The organism is Variovorax sp. FW301-JW7, assembly GCF_058788795.1.
Genome location: NZ_JBYTBC010000015.1, coordinates 44,513 through 59,881, shown reverse-complemented (window position 1 = coordinate 59,881; position 15,369 = coordinate 44,513). Strand labels below are relative to the sequence as shown.

24 protein-coding genes are annotated in these 15,369 nt (G+C 69.0%); 11 read left to right on the top strand and 13 right to left on the bottom strand.

Annotated elements, in window-relative coordinates; translation table 11 throughout:
• Positions 1-2: 2 nt before the first annotated feature.
• Complete coding sequence (locus AC3WQM_RS28845; RefSeq protein WP_489061230.1) at positions 3-1,271, top strand: class I SAM-dependent methyltransferase; 1,269 nt, start codon at positions 3-5, stop codon at positions 1,269-1,271.
• 17 nt (positions 1,272-1,288) lie between these two features.
• Entirely contained in the window at positions 1,289-1,618 is a 330-nt protein-coding gene (locus AC3WQM_RS28840; RefSeq protein WP_489061229.1) for a DUF1840 domain-containing protein, read from the top strand.
• A 17-nt stretch (positions 1,619-1,635) separates the two neighbouring features.
• Here the strand turns inward: AC3WQM_RS28840 and AC3WQM_RS28835 are convergent, their stop codons facing one another.
• Together AC3WQM_RS28835 and AC3WQM_RS28830 are read right to left on the bottom strand one after the other, a co-directional pair.
• Positions 1,636-2,670, bottom strand: coding sequence for a Bug family tripartite tricarboxylate transporter substrate binding protein (locus tag AC3WQM_RS28835; protein WP_492683427.1), 1,035 nt, complete (start codon positions 2,668-2,670; stop codon positions 1,636-1,638).
• Between the two features lie 71 nt (positions 2,671-2,741).
• Complete coding sequence (locus tag AC3WQM_RS28830) at positions 2,742-3,671, bottom strand: LysR family transcriptional regulator (RefSeq protein ID WP_492683426.1); 930 nt, start codon at positions 3,669-3,671, stop codon at positions 2,742-2,744.
• A 122-nt stretch (positions 3,672-3,793) separates the two neighbouring features.
• On the opposite strand from AC3WQM_RS28830, the gene AC3WQM_RS28825 reads away from it, so the two are divergent.
• The gene (locus tag AC3WQM_RS28825) at positions 3,794-4,561 is read left to right on the top strand and encodes an SDR family oxidoreductase (RefSeq protein ID WP_062474843.1); all 768 of its coding nucleotides are present in this window, start codon (positions 3,794-3,796) and stop codon (positions 4,559-4,561) included.
• Here AC3WQM_RS28825 and AC3WQM_RS28820 read toward each other — a convergent pair.
• The 11 genes from AC3WQM_RS28820 to AC3WQM_RS28770 all read right to left on the bottom strand — a co-directional run bounded on the left by AC3WQM_RS28820 (position 4,549) and on the right by AC3WQM_RS28770 (position 10,396).
• On the bottom strand, positions 4,549-4,998 hold the full coding sequence (locus tag AC3WQM_RS28820) for a MarR family winged helix-turn-helix transcriptional regulator (RefSeq protein WP_492683425.1): 450 nt from the start codon (positions 4,996-4,998) through the stop codon (positions 4,549-4,551). The genes AC3WQM_RS28825 and AC3WQM_RS28820 overlap by 13 nt on opposite strands.
• 21 nt (positions 4,999-5,019) lie before the next feature.
• On the bottom strand, positions 5,020-5,982 hold the full coding sequence (locus AC3WQM_RS28815) for an alpha-ketoacid dehydrogenase subunit beta (protein WP_492683424.1): 963 nt from the start codon (positions 5,980-5,982) through the stop codon (positions 5,020-5,022).
• The gene (locus tag AC3WQM_RS28810) at positions 5,973-6,995 is read right to left on the bottom strand and encodes a thiamine pyrophosphate-dependent dehydrogenase E1 component subunit alpha (protein ID WP_492683423.1); all 1,023 of its coding nucleotides are present in this window, start codon (positions 6,993-6,995) and stop codon (positions 5,973-5,975) included. The genes AC3WQM_RS28815 and AC3WQM_RS28810 overlap by 10 nt, the downstream gene beginning before the upstream one ends.
• 386 nt (positions 6,996-7,381) lie before the next feature.
• Complete coding sequence (locus AC3WQM_RS28805) at positions 7,382-7,822, bottom strand: Mor transcription activator family protein (RefSeq protein WP_492683422.1); 441 nt, start codon at positions 7,820-7,822, stop codon at positions 7,382-7,384.
• A gap of 16 nt (positions 7,823-7,838) precedes the next feature.
• The gene (locus tag AC3WQM_RS28800) at positions 7,839-8,018 is read right to left on the bottom strand and encodes a hypothetical protein (protein WP_139700597.1); all 180 of its coding nucleotides are present in this window, start codon (positions 8,016-8,018) and stop codon (positions 7,839-7,841) included.
• Positions 8,015-8,635: a DUF3164 family protein gene (locus AC3WQM_RS28795; protein WP_095950404.1), complete on the bottom strand. Its 621-nt coding sequence runs from the start codon at positions 8,633-8,635 to the stop codon at positions 8,015-8,017. The genes AC3WQM_RS28800 and AC3WQM_RS28795 overlap by 4 nt, the downstream gene beginning before the upstream one ends.
• A gap of 11 nt (positions 8,636-8,646) precedes the next feature.
• Positions 8,647-9,033, bottom strand: coding sequence for a hypothetical protein (locus AC3WQM_RS28790; protein ID WP_492683421.1), 387 nt, complete (start codon positions 9,031-9,033; stop codon positions 8,647-8,649).
• Entirely contained in the window at positions 9,030-9,455 is a 426-nt protein-coding gene (locus tag AC3WQM_RS28785; protein WP_139700593.1) for a hypothetical protein, read from the bottom strand. The genes AC3WQM_RS28790 and AC3WQM_RS28785 overlap by 4 nt, the downstream gene beginning before the upstream one ends.
• Positions 9,452-9,868, bottom strand: coding sequence for a hypothetical protein (locus AC3WQM_RS28780; RefSeq protein WP_492683420.1), 417 nt, complete (start codon positions 9,866-9,868; stop codon positions 9,452-9,454). Before AC3WQM_RS28780 ends, AC3WQM_RS28785 begins: the two co-directional genes overlap by 4 nt.
• On the bottom strand, positions 9,868-10,020 hold the full coding sequence (locus AC3WQM_RS28775) for a hypothetical protein (RefSeq protein ID WP_185993763.1): 153 nt from the start codon (positions 10,018-10,020) through the stop codon (positions 9,868-9,870). The genes AC3WQM_RS28780 and AC3WQM_RS28775 overlap by 1 nt, the downstream gene beginning before the upstream one ends.
• A 112-nt stretch (positions 10,021-10,132) precedes the next feature.
• Entirely contained in the window at positions 10,133-10,396 is a 264-nt protein-coding gene (locus tag AC3WQM_RS28770) for a helix-turn-helix domain-containing protein (protein ID WP_159274832.1), read from the bottom strand.
• A 167-nt stretch (positions 10,397-10,563) separates the two neighbouring features.
• Here AC3WQM_RS28770 and AC3WQM_RS28765 point away from each other — a divergent pair, with 167 nt between their 5' ends.
• From AC3WQM_RS28765 to AC3WQM_RS28730, 8 genes are all read left to right on the top strand, one after another.
• Positions 10,564-11,286, top strand: coding sequence for an XRE family transcriptional regulator (locus AC3WQM_RS28765; RefSeq protein ID WP_492683419.1), 723 nt, complete (start codon positions 10,564-10,566; stop codon positions 11,284-11,286).
• A 189-nt stretch (positions 11,287-11,475) separates the two neighbouring features.
• Entirely contained in the window at positions 11,476-11,976 is a 501-nt protein-coding gene (locus AC3WQM_RS28760) for a lysozyme (RefSeq protein WP_492683418.1), read from the top strand.
• A complete protein-coding gene (locus AC3WQM_RS28755; protein WP_492683417.1) occupies positions 11,973-12,623 on the top strand; it encodes a hypothetical protein in 651 nt (216 codons plus the stop codon). Before AC3WQM_RS28760 ends, AC3WQM_RS28755 begins: the two co-directional genes overlap by 4 nt.
• Entirely contained in the window at positions 12,620-12,892 is a 273-nt protein-coding gene (locus AC3WQM_RS28750; RefSeq protein ID WP_235944287.1) for a hypothetical protein, read from the top strand. Before AC3WQM_RS28755 ends, AC3WQM_RS28750 begins: the two co-directional genes overlap by 4 nt.
• 174 nt (positions 12,893-13,066) lie before the next feature.
• Positions 13,067-13,546 carry a hypothetical protein gene (locus AC3WQM_RS28745; protein WP_095950410.1) on the top strand — a complete coding sequence of 160 codons (480 nt, stop codon included), beginning with the start codon at positions 13,067-13,069 and terminating at the stop codon, positions 13,544-13,546.
• A 64-nt stretch (positions 13,547-13,610) separates the two neighbouring features.
• Positions 13,611-14,540 carry a phage tail tube protein gene (locus tag AC3WQM_RS28740; protein WP_492683416.1) on the top strand — a complete coding sequence of 310 codons (930 nt, stop codon included), beginning with the start codon at positions 13,611-13,613 and terminating at the stop codon, positions 14,538-14,540.
• Positions 14,541-14,607: 67 nt separating this feature from the next.
• A complete protein-coding gene (locus tag AC3WQM_RS28735; protein ID WP_095950412.1) occupies positions 14,608-14,958 on the top strand; it encodes a hypothetical protein in 351 nt (116 codons plus the stop codon).
• Between the two features lie 17 nt (positions 14,959-14,975).
• On the top strand, positions 14,976-15,326 hold the full coding sequence (locus AC3WQM_RS28730) for a DUF1799 domain-containing protein (protein ID WP_139700586.1): 351 nt from the start codon (positions 14,976-14,978) through the stop codon (positions 15,324-15,326).
• Positions 15,327-15,369 lie beyond the last annotated feature (43 nt).

The window sequence follows — 15,369 nt, the reverse complement described above, 5'->3', positions numbered from 1 at the left end:
CCATGCAACACTTGATACCCAAGATCGAGTCGCAGCTGGCCTCGCTGCCCGTGCCCATCGCACTGGAGCTGCCCGACGGGCGCCGGGTCGCCCAGGCGGGTTCACGCGTGACGCTGGCTTTCAAGGAGTGGTCGGTGCTGGCCAAGCTGGCCGGCCGGCAGGTCGGGGCCATCGGCGAGGCCTACGTCGAGGGCAAGGTGCAGATCGAGGGCGCCATGCGCGACCTGATCGACGCCACCGTCGGCCTGTTGCCCGGCAATCCGGCGGAGACCGACACCAGCTGGTGGAGCCGCCTGCAGCACCGCGCCAAGTCGCGCGGCTCGCACTCGCTGCGCAAGGACGCCGCGCAGATCGAGTTCCACTACGACGTCTCCGACGATTTCTACGCGCTGTGGCTGGACCCGCGCCGCGTCTATTCATGCGCCTACTTCCGCACGCCCGAGCTCACGCTGGCGCAGGCGCAGGAAGCCAAGCTCGACCACATCTGCCGCAAGCTCATGCTGCAGCCCGGCGAGCGTTACCTCGACGTCGGCTCGGGCTGGGGCGCGCTGCTGCTGTGGGCGGCCGAGCACTACGGCGTGGACGCCACCGGCATCACGCTGTCGAAGAACCAGCACGCGCATGTGCAGCGGCTCATCGAAGAAAAAGGGCTGCAGGGCCGCGTGCGCGTGGAGCTGCGCGATTACCGCGAGCTGCCCGACGACCAGCCCTTCGACAAGATCTCGTCGGTGGGCATGTTCGAGCACGTGGGCGCGGCCAACATGCCGACCTACTTCCGCAAGATCCACACGCTGCTCAAGCCGGGCGGGCTGGTGCTCAACCACGGCATCACCTCGGGCGAGCTGAACTACCGCCAGCTCGGTGCCGGCATGGGCGACTTCATCGAGAAATACATCTTCCCCGGCGGCGAACTGCTGCACGTGACGCACGTGCTGCGCGAGACCGCGGCGGCAGGGCTGGAGATGGTCGACACCGAGAGCCTGCGCCCGCACTACGCGCGCACGCTGTGGGCGTGGTCGGATGCGCTCGAGGCGCAGCTCGATGCCGCGCGCGAGGTGCTGGGCCGCAGCGGTGGCCGCCAGGGCGAGAACGCCGAGCGCGTTCTGCGTGCCTACCGCCTGTACCTCGCGGGCTCGGCGATGAGCTTCGAGCAGGGATGGATCTCGCTGCACCAGATGCTGTCGACCAAGCCCGACGGCAAGGTCGAACATGGCGCCTTGCGCGGTGCGCAATCGGTGTACCCTTTTGCCCGTGACTACATCTACAAATAAGTGAGGACACCAGCACCATGCTCTACCGCTTCAAATCCCGGGCCGCTCCAGACTTCGTGATGCTCGAGGTGCATGCGCGCCAGCTGCTCGACATCGTCGGCAAGCCGGCCGCGCCGCAGGGCATCATCACGGTCGAGCAGATTCCGGGCGCCATCGCCGCCCTCGAGGCCGCACTGGCCCGTGAAAGCAGCAAGCCCGCGCCGCACAACCACGACGAGCATGCCGTCGAAGGTCACGACGCCGAAGCCGAGAAGCAGCATGTCGGCCTGCACCAGCGCGCCGCGCCGCTGCTGCACATGCTCAAGGACTCGCAGGCCGAGAGCAAGGATGTGACCTGGGGGACCTGAGCGGTCCCGGCTCGTGATCAGTCCACCTTTGCGCCGGACTCTTTCACGACTTTCGCCCACTTCACGTGCTCGCTCGCAATGAGCTTCGTGAAGTCCGCCGGCGAATTGCCGCTGGGGATCGCGCCCTGGGCCAGCATCTTTTCCTTGATCGCCGGCGTGCCCAGCGACTTGGCCACTTCCTGCTGGATGCGGTTCACGATCTCCGGCGACGTGCCCGCCGGCGCCAGCAGCCCGAACCATGAGCTCGCCTCGTAGCCCTTGAGCGCGGGGCCACCGGCTTCTTCCACCGTCGGCACGTCGGGCAGCGCGGGCGAGCGCTGCGAACTGGTCACGGCCAGCGCCGTGAGCTTGCCGCCCTTGATCTGCGCCATCGACGAGGGCAGGTTGTCGAACATCACATCGGCGTTGCCGCCCACCATGTCCAGCAGCGCCGGGCCCGATCCCTTGTACGGAATATGGGCCATGAAGGTGCCCGTCATGCTCTTGAAGAGTTCGCCCGCCAGGTGGATCGAGGTGCCGCTGCCGCTCGATGCCATGTTCAGCTTGCCGGGATTCGCCTTCGCGTACTTGATGAAGTCCTGCACGTTGCGGATGTTCAGCGACTTGGCTTTTTCGGCGTTCATCTCCATCACGTTCGGCACGGCGGCCACCAGGGTGATCGGCGCGAAATCCTTGATCGGGTCGAAGGGCAGCTTGGGGTACAGCGCGCGGTTGATGCCGTGCGTGCCCACCGTGCCCATCAGCAGCGTGTAGCCGTCGTTGGGCGAGCGCGCGACGATCTCGGCGCCCACGTTGCCGCCGGCGCCCGCGCGGTTGTCCACGATGAACTGCTGGCCGAAGGCCTTCGAGAGCTCGGGCGCCACGGCGCGCGCCAGGATGTCGGTGGTGCCGCCGGCCGCGAAGGGCACGACGATGCGCACCGGCTTGGTCGGCCAGGTGGCCTGCGCGTGCGCGGCGCCGCCGAGCAGCGCCAGAGTGGCCGCCGCCGTGGCGACGAGCGCGAAGCGGCGGGTGGATGAGGTGACGGAAGAAGAGCGGGAGATGGAAGTCATGCGCGCCTTTGTACAGGGGGGCGCCGCAGGCGTCGCGAGTAAAAACCCCGGCCTTCGATGGACATCGCCGCTCAGCCCACCTGCATCCGCTGCGCGAACTGCGCCTCGCGAAAGCGCGCCAGTACGAAGTCGACGAACACCCGCGTCTTCGGCGGCAGCAGCTTCTTGCTCGGGTAGTAGATCCACACGGCGCCCGAATCCTGGTACCACCCGGGCAGCAGCCGCACCAGCGCGCCGCTGCGCAGGCCGCGTTCCACGAAGGGCATCGGCAGCATCGCCACGCCGAGCCCCAGCAGCGCCGCCTGCGCGATCGCCTCGGGGTCGTTGAAGATCGCGCGCGGGCGCGCCGGCAGGTCGACCATGGTTTCCTCGCCGCTCGCATGCCGCAGCGTCCAGGGCCGCAGCCGGCCCGTGGGCGACGAGCGGCGCAGCAGCACGTCGAAGCGCGCCAGCTCGGACGGATGCGCGGGCAGCGCGCGCCCCGTCAGGTAGGCCGGCGCCGCCACCGCGACCACGTGGATGCGCGCCAGCTCGCGCGCCACCACGCCGGGCGACAGCGCGATGCCGCCGCCGATGGCCGCGTCGAAGCCCTCGCCGACCAGGTCGACCTGCTGGTTGTCGAAATGCCAGTCGGGCACGATGCCCGGATAGCGCGCCAGGAAGTCGCCCATGAACGGCAGCACGTGCTCGCGCCCGAAGGCCTGGCCCATGCTCACCTTCAGCGTGCCCGAGGGCTGGCCGTCGTCCTGCGCGAGGCCGGCCACCGCGTCCTGCAGTGTCGCCAGCGCGCCGCCCACCTGCGCCAGGAAACGCTCGCCGGCCTCGGTCAGCGTGAGCCGGCGCGTGCTGCGCTGGAACAGCCGCACGCCCAGCCGCGCCTCGAGCCGCGCCACGTTCTTGCTGACCGCCGCCGGCGTCAGCCCCAGGCGCCGCGCCGCCGCCGAGAAGCTGCCGCCCTCGGCGCTCTGCACGAAGGATTCGAGGTGATTGAGCGGTTCCATGCCGCCATTCTGGCGCTATCTTCAACTTTGGGTTGAATCTGATCGGGCTGATTGATGGCTACCGCAAAGGGAATGGAATTCCGACACTGAAGGCCTTCCTCCTCCAACTGATCGGAAAAATCATGGCTTCCACCTCTGTTTCCTCTTCCCCCGTCCTGGCCGGCAAGGTCGCCTTCGTCACCGGCGGCTCGCGCGGCATCGGCGCCGCCATCGTGCGCCGGCTGGCTCGCGACGGCGCGGCCGTGGCCTTCACCTACGTCAGCGCGCAGGCCGAGGCCGACAAGCTCGCCGGCGAGATCCAGGCCGCCGGCGGCCGCGCGCTGGCCATCCGTGCCGACGCCGGCGACGCCGCCGCGCTGACGGCCGCCATTGCCCAGGGCGCACGCGCCTTCGAGCGCCTCGACATCCTGGTGAACAACGCCGGCGTGTACCTCGGCGGCGAGCTCGACACCTTCTCGCTCGAAGACTTCGACCGCACCATCGACGTCAACGTGCGCGCCACCTTCGTGGCCGTCCAGGCCGCCGCGCGCCACATGGGCGACGGCACGGGCCGCATCGTCAACATCGGGAGCATCAACGCCGAGCGCGTGCTGGACGCGGGCGCCAGCGTCTACGCGATGAGCAAGGCCGCCATCGTCGGCCTCACGCGCGGCCTGGCGCGCGACCTCGGCGCGCGCGGCATCACGGTGAACAACGTGCAGCCCGGCCCCATCGACACCGCCATGAACCCCGCCACCGGCCCGCGCGCCGCCTCGATGCACGACGTGATGGTGCTGCCGCGCCACGGCCGCGCCGAGGAAATCGCCGGCATGGTCGCCTACCTCGTGGGCCCGGACGGCGGCTTCGTCACCGGCGCCAACCTGAGCGTGGACGGTGGCTACACCGTCTGATCGGCGGCGCCGGGGTCGGGCGCGCGCTCCACCGCGCGGATCAGCGTGTCGAGCGTGTCGCTCAGGCGGGCCAGCTCGCCCGCATCGACGCCCGCGAACAGCTCGGCCTCGCGCTGCCGTCCCAGCGCGCCGACGGTGGCGTGCAGCGCCTTGCCGGCGGCCGTGAGGTACAGGCGGCTGCAGCGCTGGTCGGTCGGGTCGCTGCGGCGCTGCACGCGCTGGTGGCGCTTCAGGCCCGCCAGCGCGCGGCTCACGGCCATCTTGTCCAGGCCGGTGAGGTCGGCGACCTGCGTGGCGCTGAGCCCCGGCTGCGCGGCCAGCACGGCCATCGCGCGCCACTCGTTCAGCGTGAGCTGGTGCTCGCGCCCCACGCGCTCATGGAACGGCCGCGCCGTGAGGTTGACCACCCGCACCAGCTTGAAGAAGAGCGGGTCCATGGCCGTTCGTGCCTTTGTGGTTCAGCCGGCCAGCTTCTTCGCCGCCGCCACGATCGCGTCCACGCCGACGCGCGACTGCGCCTCCAGCACCGGCGCGTAGCCGACCGGAATGCGCGGCGCGCCCAGCCGCGCGACGCGGCAGCCCGTGGCCTCGGCCGCGCTCGCGGCGATCTCGGCGCCGAAGCCCGCGGCCTGCACCGCCTCGTGCACCACCAACAGCCGCCCCGTGCGCGCGCACGACGACAGCACCGTCTCGCGGTCCCAGGGCCACAGCGTGCGCAGGTCGATCAGGTCCACCGCGATGCCCTCGGCCGCCAGCGCGTCGCAGGCCGCGGCGCAAGGCTGCATCTGCTTGCTCCAGCTCACGAGCGTGAGCGCGTTGCCCTCGCGCACGCGCGCCGCCTGGCCCAGCGGCACGACCAGCGTGTCGTCCACCTCGCCGCGCACGCCCCACAGCGTCTTGTGCTCGATGTAGACCACCGGGTCGCCGCACTGCAGCGCTGCGCGCAGCAGGCCGTGGTTGTCCTGCGGTGTCGACGGGCTCACCACCACCACGCCCGGCAGGTGCGCGAACCAGGCCTCGAGCGACTGCGAATGCTGCGCCGCCGACGCATCCCAGATGCCGCCCGGCATGCGCGCCACCAGCGGCACGCGGCCCTGGCCGCCGAACATGAAGCGGTTCTTCGCGGCCTGGTTCACCAGCTCGTCCATGCCGCACAGCGCGAAGTCGACCACGCGCATCTCGACCACGGGGCGCAGGCCCGCGAGCGCCATGCCCACGCCGGCGCCCATGATCGCGGCCTCGCTGATCGGCGTGTCGATCACGCGCTCGGCACCGTACTGCTGCTGCAGCCCCTTGTACTGCCCGAAGATGCCGCCGCGGCCCACGTCCTCGCCGAGCACGACCACGCGCGGGTCGGCGTCCATCTCCTGCTGCAGCGCGCGCACGGCGGCTTCGGAATAGCTCAGTGTCGTCACAGCCATTGGCCTGCTCCCGTGGTCTGCACGTCGGTGAAGGCGGCGCTCGCCTCGGGCCAGGGCGCTGCGTCGGCCACGGCGAGGGCCGTGTCCACCTCGTCGCGCGCGGCGTTCTCGATGGCGTCCAGCGTCGCGGCGGCCACGCCAATGTCGAGCAGGTGGCCGCGGGCGCGCGCGATCGGGTCGGTCTCCAGCGCGGCGGCCAGCTCGGCCGGGTCGCGGTAGGCCGCGAGATCGACCGACACGTGGCCCTTCACGCGGTAGGTGAGCGCATGCAGCAGGCGCGGCCCCGCACCGCTGCGCACCTCGGCCACCAGCCGCGCGGCGGCGGCATGCACCGCGAACACGTCGTTGCCGTCGACCTGCGTGGCCGCGATGTCCATCGACGCGGCGCGCGCCGAGGCGCCGTCGCCGGCCGTCATCGGGCCGCTCGCGGTCGTGGCGCTCCAGCGGTTGTCCTCGCAGACGAAGAGCACGGGCAGGTCGTACACGCGGGCCCAGTTCAGCGCTTCGAGGAACGGGCCGCGGTTGATCGCGCCGTCGCCGAAGAAGCAGGCCGTGATGTCGTCGCTGCGCTTCAAGAGTTTTTGCGCATGCGCCGCGCCGACGGCGATCGGCAGCCCCGCCGCGACCACGCCGTTGGCGCCCAGCATGCCGACCGAGAAGTCCGCGATGTGCATCGAGCCGCCCTTGCCGCCGTTGAAGCCCGTGGCCTTGCCGAACAGCTCGCACATCATTCGCGTGAGGTCCGCGCCCTTGGCCAGCGTGTGGCCGTGTCCGCGGTGCGTGGAGGTGAGGTAGTCGCTCGCGCGCAGGTGGGCGCACACGCCCGCCGGCACCGCTTCCTGCCCGGTCGACAGGTGCAGCGGCCCGCGCACCTTGGCGGCGCCGCCCGCCTGCTGGCCGTAGGCGCTGACCCCGCCCTGGCTGGCGGTTTCGGCGGCGTTCTCGAAGGCGCGGATGCGCACCATGACGCGGTACAGCGCCTCGCCGGCGCCTGAGGGGTTGCTCGGGTCCATCTTGTCTCCAACGCCCTGGGGATCGGCGCTTCGAGAAAAATCGTATCAACCGAGACGGATTCGACCTACCGGGCTAACCCTTCGACCCCCCGCCCGGCCTCCTTTTCGGGCGCGGGCTTCCTGTTCTCTTCTCTATTTATTCTTCTTATTTAAGTTAGTAGTAGTAGATAAGGGTAAACCCGCCCTGTGGACAGGGCACTTTTTTCCTTGCCTGACAACAACTTGTGACACCCGAGACACTGTGTGCTCCTGTGCTTCCGTGGTGCTATCAAAAAAGGAACAACTTGGGCGCACGCGGTCCCGCTGTGGATAACAGGGGGCTTGTCCGGAAACTGTCCCCAGAGTTTTCCTGTGAGGAGGCCGGGCCTTGCCGCCCGGCCTCCGGGTCAGAGCGAAATGTCCGCGACGATGCGCGAGACCTGGCGCTCCACGAGGCTGTGTTCCGCGGCCAACGCGCGGATCGACTTGCCCGTGCTGTAGTCCGTGCGGATCCGTTCGTTGCGGAGGGCGTCGAGGGCCCGTTGGGCCTTGGGCAGCACGAAGCGAAGCCCCGTGCCGTCGACGGCGTACTCGGCGCTGAGGGCGCGCAGGTTGTCGAAGCCGATCAGCGCGGCGAACGGATGGTCGGGGGCCGGGTTCGCCGGAATGTAGATCCGCAGGCCGCCGTAGCGCGCGACGAAGGACATGGTGGCCGACAACCCGATCAGGCGGGCGAACTCCCGCAACCGGGGCGGCAGCAGGTCGCGCGCCGGCGCGGCCCGGCGCGGCCACGGCGCGATCGTGTGCGTTGGAAACGGCAAGGTGCTGACGAACTCGGGAGGGCTCATGGGGTGGGGCTCCGTTTCAGATGTCGGTGGGGCCGATCTGCACCTTGGCGGGCGGGCGCTCCCGCATCGCCGAAGGTTCGACCAGGCCCGCGGCTTCGAGCTGCGGCCGGCAGGCGTCGCAGGCGATCTCGTGCAGGCTGGCGCCGGGCGCCATGCACCAGGCGCAGAAAGAGGGTTCGGTGATGTGCATGCTCATACGGCGGCCACGTCCAGGTTGATCGGCGTGTACTCGCCGGTGACGTCGTTGCGTTCGTAGAAGCGGATGTAGGGCTTGGTGCTGGCGATGCGCATGCTGTCGCCGATCGCCCTCATCGCCTGCTGCCACTTCGCATCGGCGATGTCGTGCCGGCGCAGGCCGAGCACGCGGGCCGTGCTGATCTTGCCCTGCTGGTCGACGTGGAATGCATCGTTCACCAGCACCTTGATGTTGGCGTTGCTGCCCTTGCTCCAGCTCTGGATGCACTCGTCGATGAGCGCCTTGGCCGCCTGCAGCCGTTCGTCGAAGACGACGGTGTCCTGCATCCGGCGTTCCACCTTGTGCTTGCCGTCGAAGCTCACGAGCGTGACGTTGCCCTTGCGGCCGCCCTGCTTCACGTCGTAGGCCGCCAGGCTGCGCTCGATGAACGCGTGCACCGCGTTCATGGCGGCCACCTTGAAACCGATCAGCGCCGCGCTCTGCTGGCGGGCCTGCTCGCAGAGTTCGCTGACGACGGCATGGCGGTCCTTGTCGATGGGCTTGATCTTCGACACCGGGATCAGCGCGTCGTTGGCGTCTTTCCAGTAACCCGGGTGGTGTGCGATGGCTTCTTGCATGGAATGTCCTCTCAGGTGTTGGCGTTGTTCTGGGGGGTGTCGTTGTCGGAAAGGGCGAGCTGCCCGAGCAGGGCCGCCAGCGACACCTGGCGCAGCCGGCTTTCGATGCGCAGGCCGGAGACGGCGCGGCTGCGCAGGTAGCGGCAGGTCTCGTCGAGCTCGGCCGCCGTGGCGGCCATGAAGTAGCCGGTGTCGGGCTTGCCGCAGATGTGTTCGCCCTGCAGCCGCAGCGCGGCGACGTGTTCGCGCGCGCGGCGTTCCTGGGCGGGCGCCGGTGTCGAGCGGCCGGTGATGCGGGCGACGAGATCGCGCACGTGCAGGCCGTGCGCGCGCCCGACGCAGGTCCGCAGTTCGGCCAGCACCTGGGCGGCGGTGAGGGTCGGGTCGGCGCCGCTCATTGCGCGGACCCCCAGTAGCCGAACCGCGTGCCGAGCAGCAGGCTCGGCACCCGCGTGAAGTCGAGCGCGCCCGGCCGCACCACGGGGCTGTGCACGGGCATGTAGACGCTGGTGTCGAGCCGCGTCACGCGGCGCGCCGAGGCCATGCGCTCCGCCACGGGCCCGGGGCCGCATCGCCAGCGCCGCCGCCCGCCGACCGTCACGGCGTGGACGTGGCCGCCATCCGCCAGCCGTGCCAGTTGCCGGCGAAGCGCCGGGCTGCCCGGCTCGGGGCGGTAGCCCGCGAGGTGGTGCGCCAGCATGCGGTCGAGTTCCCCGGCCGATGCCGTGCCGTGCGCTTCGAGGTGCGCAGCAACGGCCCGTGCGAGTCGCTGCTCCCATGCGCGATCCGTGCGATCTGCCTGGTCCGTGGTGTCGTTCATGCGGGGTGTCCTTCCCTTGCCGTGCGTGGCGGCGGCGTGGCGCCCACGTCGCGCTGAAGCACGTAGCGTTTCAACCCGTCGACGCGGCGCGCGCCGATGCGCACGTCCTTCGGGCGCTGCCGCGACCAGGACAGCATCAGTGCGCCGGCCTGGCGCCGGGCCTCGGCCACGTCGTCGTCCGCATCGGCCAGCAGGCTCGCGGCTTCGTCGGCGGTCAGCGCGCGGCGGATGCGCAGCAGGCGCCACAGGCGTTCGGCAAAAGGGGCGCCGTCGCCCGCCATCGGCTCGGCCGTGTCGTCGGGCGGCGGTGGCGGCGCGGCCGCTTCGGCCTGCGCGTTCGCGATGCGCTGCTCGGCGAGTGCCAGCAAGGCCTTGGCGACGAACCATTCGGAAGAAGAGGCGGTGTCCTGCATCACGCACCTCCTGCCAGTCGTTCGAAGCGCATCGCGCCGTCGAACGCGGTCTTTTTCTCGGTCTTGACGAAGCCTTTTCTCACAGTACATTTCTCCTCGCTCGTGGCACTGCTCAGTTCACTGGCACGCCCGGTGAAGGCTGCAACCTTCATCGGGCACTCTTGAAATCACTCGTCTCTTCTTCTTCCTGCGTACACGCCAGGCCCTGGCGTGCCATGTCGGGCCACCCGGCCGCATCCCGTGCGACGAGCCCGCCGGCCACGCTCAGTCAGGTCCTTCGCCAGGAGGTGCCAGCGCATGCGGATTGCGCGTCATCGCGATGCCGCGGTGGCGCGGACGCCGGTAACGGCTGGGCCAGATCGCTTCGGGCTCGAGGGCCAGCGCGCGGGCCACGATGCGCTCCGCCGCAACCCAGGGGCGGTACAGAACTTCATTGATGTGCGCGTATTTGTGTTCTTTGGCCAACTTCGACAGGTTGGTTCCGACCATTGCAAGTGCAGCTTTAACCTGAGCCGGGTGCCAGTCCATCGAAAAATCTCGTTTTGTGTTGATAGCTTCGATTATGCACACAAAACAGGTTTTGACAATCTAAAAAAACACGCAAGGCGATATTTCTTGTCGGTGAAACACTTTTTGGGTTGAGAAAGTACCTTTGTGTGTTTAATATGTGCGCCTTCGCACAAAGCAGAGTGATCGTGACGTCGCCCACCCCTACCCCTTTCGACGACACCCAGGTGACCGCCCGCGTCAACGAGCTGGCCCTTGCACAGGGCGCGCGGTTGCGGGATCTGCGCAAGCGCAAGGGCCTGACCATCGACGACCTCGCGCAGCGCAGCGGTCTTCACTTCAATACGGTGGGGCGCATCGAGCGGGGCGTCAGCGACGCCAGCCTCGCGCAGCTGTATGTGATGGCCCTGGCGCTGGGCGTCGATCCGGCGGAGCTGAATCCCTTCCAGTCCGCCCAGCCGGCCAACCCGCTGTCGAGCGGGCTCGACGACGAGACCTTCGTGCTGGTGGAACTGCTCGACGTGCGCGTGAGCGCCGGCGGGGGCTCGTACAACGGCTCGCAGGAAGACATGGGCCGCTTCGCGTTCAACCGGGCCTGGATGGCGCGCAAGGGCGTGAAGCCGGCCTATGCCCGCATCGTCCATGCGCGCGGCGACTCGATGGCCGACAAGATCAACAACGGCGACATCCTGCTGGTCGACACCGCCACCAAGTCGCTCGACCAGGACGGCGTGTACGTGATCCAGCTCGACGGCCACGACTACGTGAAGGTGCTGCAGCGCGACTTCTCGACCGGCGGCCTGCAGATCATCAGCTACAACCCCGCCTACAAGCCCCAGGTGCTCAGCGCCGAGCAGGCCGCCGAACTGCACATCAGCGGTCGCGTCGTCTGGCACGGCGGCGAGATCTGACCCGCGCGTTCCCGCGATCGGCGGGCAGGCCAGTGTAGGCAGCACCCTGCGCTGAAAAGCAGGTCGGCGCATGTCGACCTCAGCCGATCGAGCCCCACGCCCGACCATGAGGGCATGGGCAAAGACATCTCTCGAAGGTTCCGGCGGCAACCTGCGTCCGCCGAAAAAGGGGGCGCGTCGCCGCGCCAATTGCTGACCGTTCTTGCGCTCAGCGCGGCCGGGCTGGTGGGCATCGTCGCGCGGGAGGGCTACAGCGACAAGGCCTACCCCGACCCCGTGCATGGCACCGCGGTGCCGACCATCGGCTTCGGCACCACCGGCGGCGTTCGCATGGGCGACACCACGGCGCCCGTGCCCGCGCTGCAGCGCGCGTTGCGCGATGTGCGGACGTATGAAAGCGCGCTCAAGCAGTGCGTGCAAGTGCCGCTGCACCAACACGAGTACGACGCCTATGTGAGCCTGGCCTACAACATCGGCGCCTTCAACTTCTGCACGGGCGGCCGCGCGGGCCACACCTCGGTGCTGGTGCAGCGGCTCAACCGCGGGGACTACGCCGGCGCATGCGACGCCATCCTTGGCTGGAAGTACGCGGGCACCACCGACTGCTCCGCGCCTGGCAACAAGACCTGCGGCGGGCTCTGGCAAGACCGTCTGCGCCTGCACGCGCAATGCCAGGGGAATGCGCCATGACCTTCAGCGCAAGACTGACCGCGATCGGTGTGGCCGTGGGTGCGGGCGCGCTGTTGCTCGCCGTCGGCGGATGGGCGGTGCACGACGCAGGCCGCACCCAGGAGCGCGTCCTCTGGCAGGACAAGGAAGCGCAGCGCGCCGCGCAATTCGCGAAAGACCTCGAAGCCGAGTACGCGCGCGGGCGTGCCGCATCGACCCGCTACCAGCTCGGCGCCAGCGCCCTGCAGGCCCGCTACTTCACCCTCGAAGGCCCGTTCCATGATCTACGCCGGCGCGTTTCTCTTGTCGTTCCTCCTGCTGTTCCTGATCGCCGCGCTGAGCGGCCTGGCGATCCTGCGCGACCTGTCGCGCCGCGAGCGGACCCGGATGCTGTCGCGCCTGGCGATGCACAGCGCGACCCTGTCGACCGCGGTCATCGCCTCAGCCTTGCTGCTGTCTGGCTGTGGAACAGCGCCCTCGCGGGCACGGACGTTCCCGCCGGTGCCTGCGGACTTGCTGACACCTCCGTCGAAGCCTGTGCTGCTGACGCCGGCCTCACCGTCGAAGACGCCTGGGACAACCACCACCTCAACGCGAAATCCTGCGCCGCCGATCGCCTCCGGCATCGCGCGCTGATCGAGTTCATCACAGAAAGGCCCGTCCCATGAGCGACTCCCACGCCCGCGCACAGGAACTGCTGTTGCTCGGCCAGATCCACGGCCTCGTGCAAGCCCTGAAGGAGGGACAGGACCAGCAGAACCGGCGCATGGACAGCTTCGATGCGCGCTTCGATGCACTCGACGGAAGGCTGCGCGCCGTCGAGCAGCGCGCGGCCGTGTTCGGCGCCGCCTCGGGCGGCGCGATGGCCATCGGCACCGCGCTGCTCATCGAGGCCATCAAGCAGTGGTTTCGCGGTGGGGGTCCCGGTGCGAACTGAACGCACGAACGAAGGCGCGCGCCGCCGTCTTTTCGCACCAGGGGCCGACAGATGTCGGCCTTTTGCATTTCGGGCCCGGCCGCGACAGTTGATTCACCAACCAACGCAGCCAACGATGCACACCACTTCCATCCACACGATCTTCACGCCGCAGCATTCGGCCGGAGCCGCGGCATGAGCGGCCTCGACACCTTGCGCGCGGCCATTGTCCAGACGCTGAACGGCGTGCCGCAGATCGGCCGCGTTCACGATCGCGAGCGCTTCGCGAGCGACGAGGCCGCGCTGCGCGCGCTCTACCTTCACACGCTGCCCGGCGGCGCACAGCAGCTGCGCGGCTGGTGGCTGCGCCGCGACGCCACCGAGGAGCGCAGCCTCAATGTCGGACGCACCCTCAGCGTCGACACCTGGACCTTGCACGGCTACATGGCCGTCGACGACGCCGCCGCATCGGAGCTCGCCTTCGACGCATTGATCGAGGCCGTGCGCGACGCCGTGCGCGCCGACCCGAGCTTCGGCGGCGCATGCGCCCCCAGCCCGATCAAGGACGAGAAAGCCACCGACGGCATGCAGGTCGGCGGCACCGGCGCGGTCAGTTTTTGCGGCGTGCAGTGCCACGGCGCCTCCCTGCAGTTGCGGACCTGGCGCTACCTCTGAGCCAGGCCCTCTGTTCATCAGTCCCTTCCTTCCATCAACCAACCAATCTACGGAGAACGCCGACATGGCAAAACTCATGCGCAAGATGGCCATCCTGGCCAAGCCTGAAACGGTACGCGGTACCGACGCCCTTCCGACCGGTGCGGCCAACGCCATCCTGGTCAGCGAAGTCACCCTGACCCCCATCGAAGGCGATGTGGTCCAGCGCGACAACGTGCGACCCTACTTCGGCTCGCGTGGCTCCGTGCTGGTGACCCAGTACAGCAAGATCGCCTTCTCGGTCGAGATCGCGGGCGTCGCCGCTGCCGGCGACGTGCCGGCCTATGCCGCGCTCATGCGCGGCTGCGCCATCGCCGTCACCACGGCCGCCGGCGTCAGCACCACCTTCGCACCGGCCACCGACAGCCTCGAGTCGCTCACCATCTACGGCAACGTCGACGGCACCGTCTACAAGATGACCGACGCGCACGGCAACGTGAAGGCCACCATCGACGCCAAGGGCATCCCGAAGTGGCAGTTCGAGTTCACGGGCCTGTTCGTGCCTGCCGCCGATGCACCGCTGCCCACGGCCGACTACACCAAGTTCATGGACCCGCTGGGCGTGAACAAGGCCAACACCACCCTCATGCTCGACGGCCTGGGCGTGGCGGCCAGCGCCTTCAGCTTCGATGCCGGCAACACCGTCGTGAAGCGCGACCTCATGACCGTCGACTCGGTCGAGATCACCGCCCGCGTCTCCACCGGCTCGGTCACCTTCGAGAACACCTCGGTGGCCACCAAGGACTGGATCGGCATGGCGCGTTCGAGCAAGCGCGTGCCCCTGGCCCTCAAGCACGGCCAGGGCGCGACCAACGTGGTCGAGTTCCTCTCGCCGCGCGCGCAGATCGGCAAGCCCACCTACAGCGACGTCGACGGCGTGCAGATGGTCACCGTGCCGCTCGAGTTCGTACCCAGCGGCTCGGGCAACGACGAGTGGTCGATCGTCGTGCGCTGAGCACGGCCTTCTTCTTCATTCGCTCAAGCACCCAGTCATTCATTCAAGACACAAGGAAGAGAACCCGATGCCCCAGAAGCTCAAGATCGCCGTGAAGCCCACCTTCATCGCCCCCGTGGTGATGCGTGTGCCCGGTGACGGCCAGGTCGAGGAGGTGCGTTTCGACGCCGTCTTCAAGCGCCTGTCCAAGACCGACAACGAAACGCTGCAGGCGCGGCTGGACGCGCGCAGCCTCACCGACCGCGAACTGCTCGACATGGTGCTGGCCGACTGGAAGGGCCTGGAGGGCGAAGACAACGCGCCCTTCATCTGCACGCCCGACAACCGCGCCGCGGCCGCAGAGGACTGGCCGACCTTCGAGGCGGCCATTGCCTACAGCTACTTCGAGCATGCGTACCCGGCCGCCGTAAAAAACTGAGGGGCGCCGCGCGCTTCGTGCTCGGAGTCGCGCATCGCGTCCATGACGAGCTGGACGACGATCTCCGCAGCCAGTGCGCGTCGCTCGGGCTCGACCCGAAAAAGCTCGTCTCCTCGATGGCGAACGGGGACGGCCCGCCGCCATTCGAGCTGTGGCCGGAACACCAGGAAGCCTTCGAGGTGTTCCATGCCTGCCGCACGCAATGGCGAGTGGTCGCCGGTGCGGCAGGCGCGTGGTTCCAGGGGTTGGACTTCGGTGCGGTCGACGTGGCGATGCGGCGCCTGGGCATTCCGCGTGTGCGCCAGCGTGAAGTGTTCCTGCAGTTGCAGGTGATGGAAGACGAAGGCATTGCGGTGCTGAACGTCTAGCAACAGCGCGGGCCGACGGCCATCGAAGGAGCTTGGGGCCGGC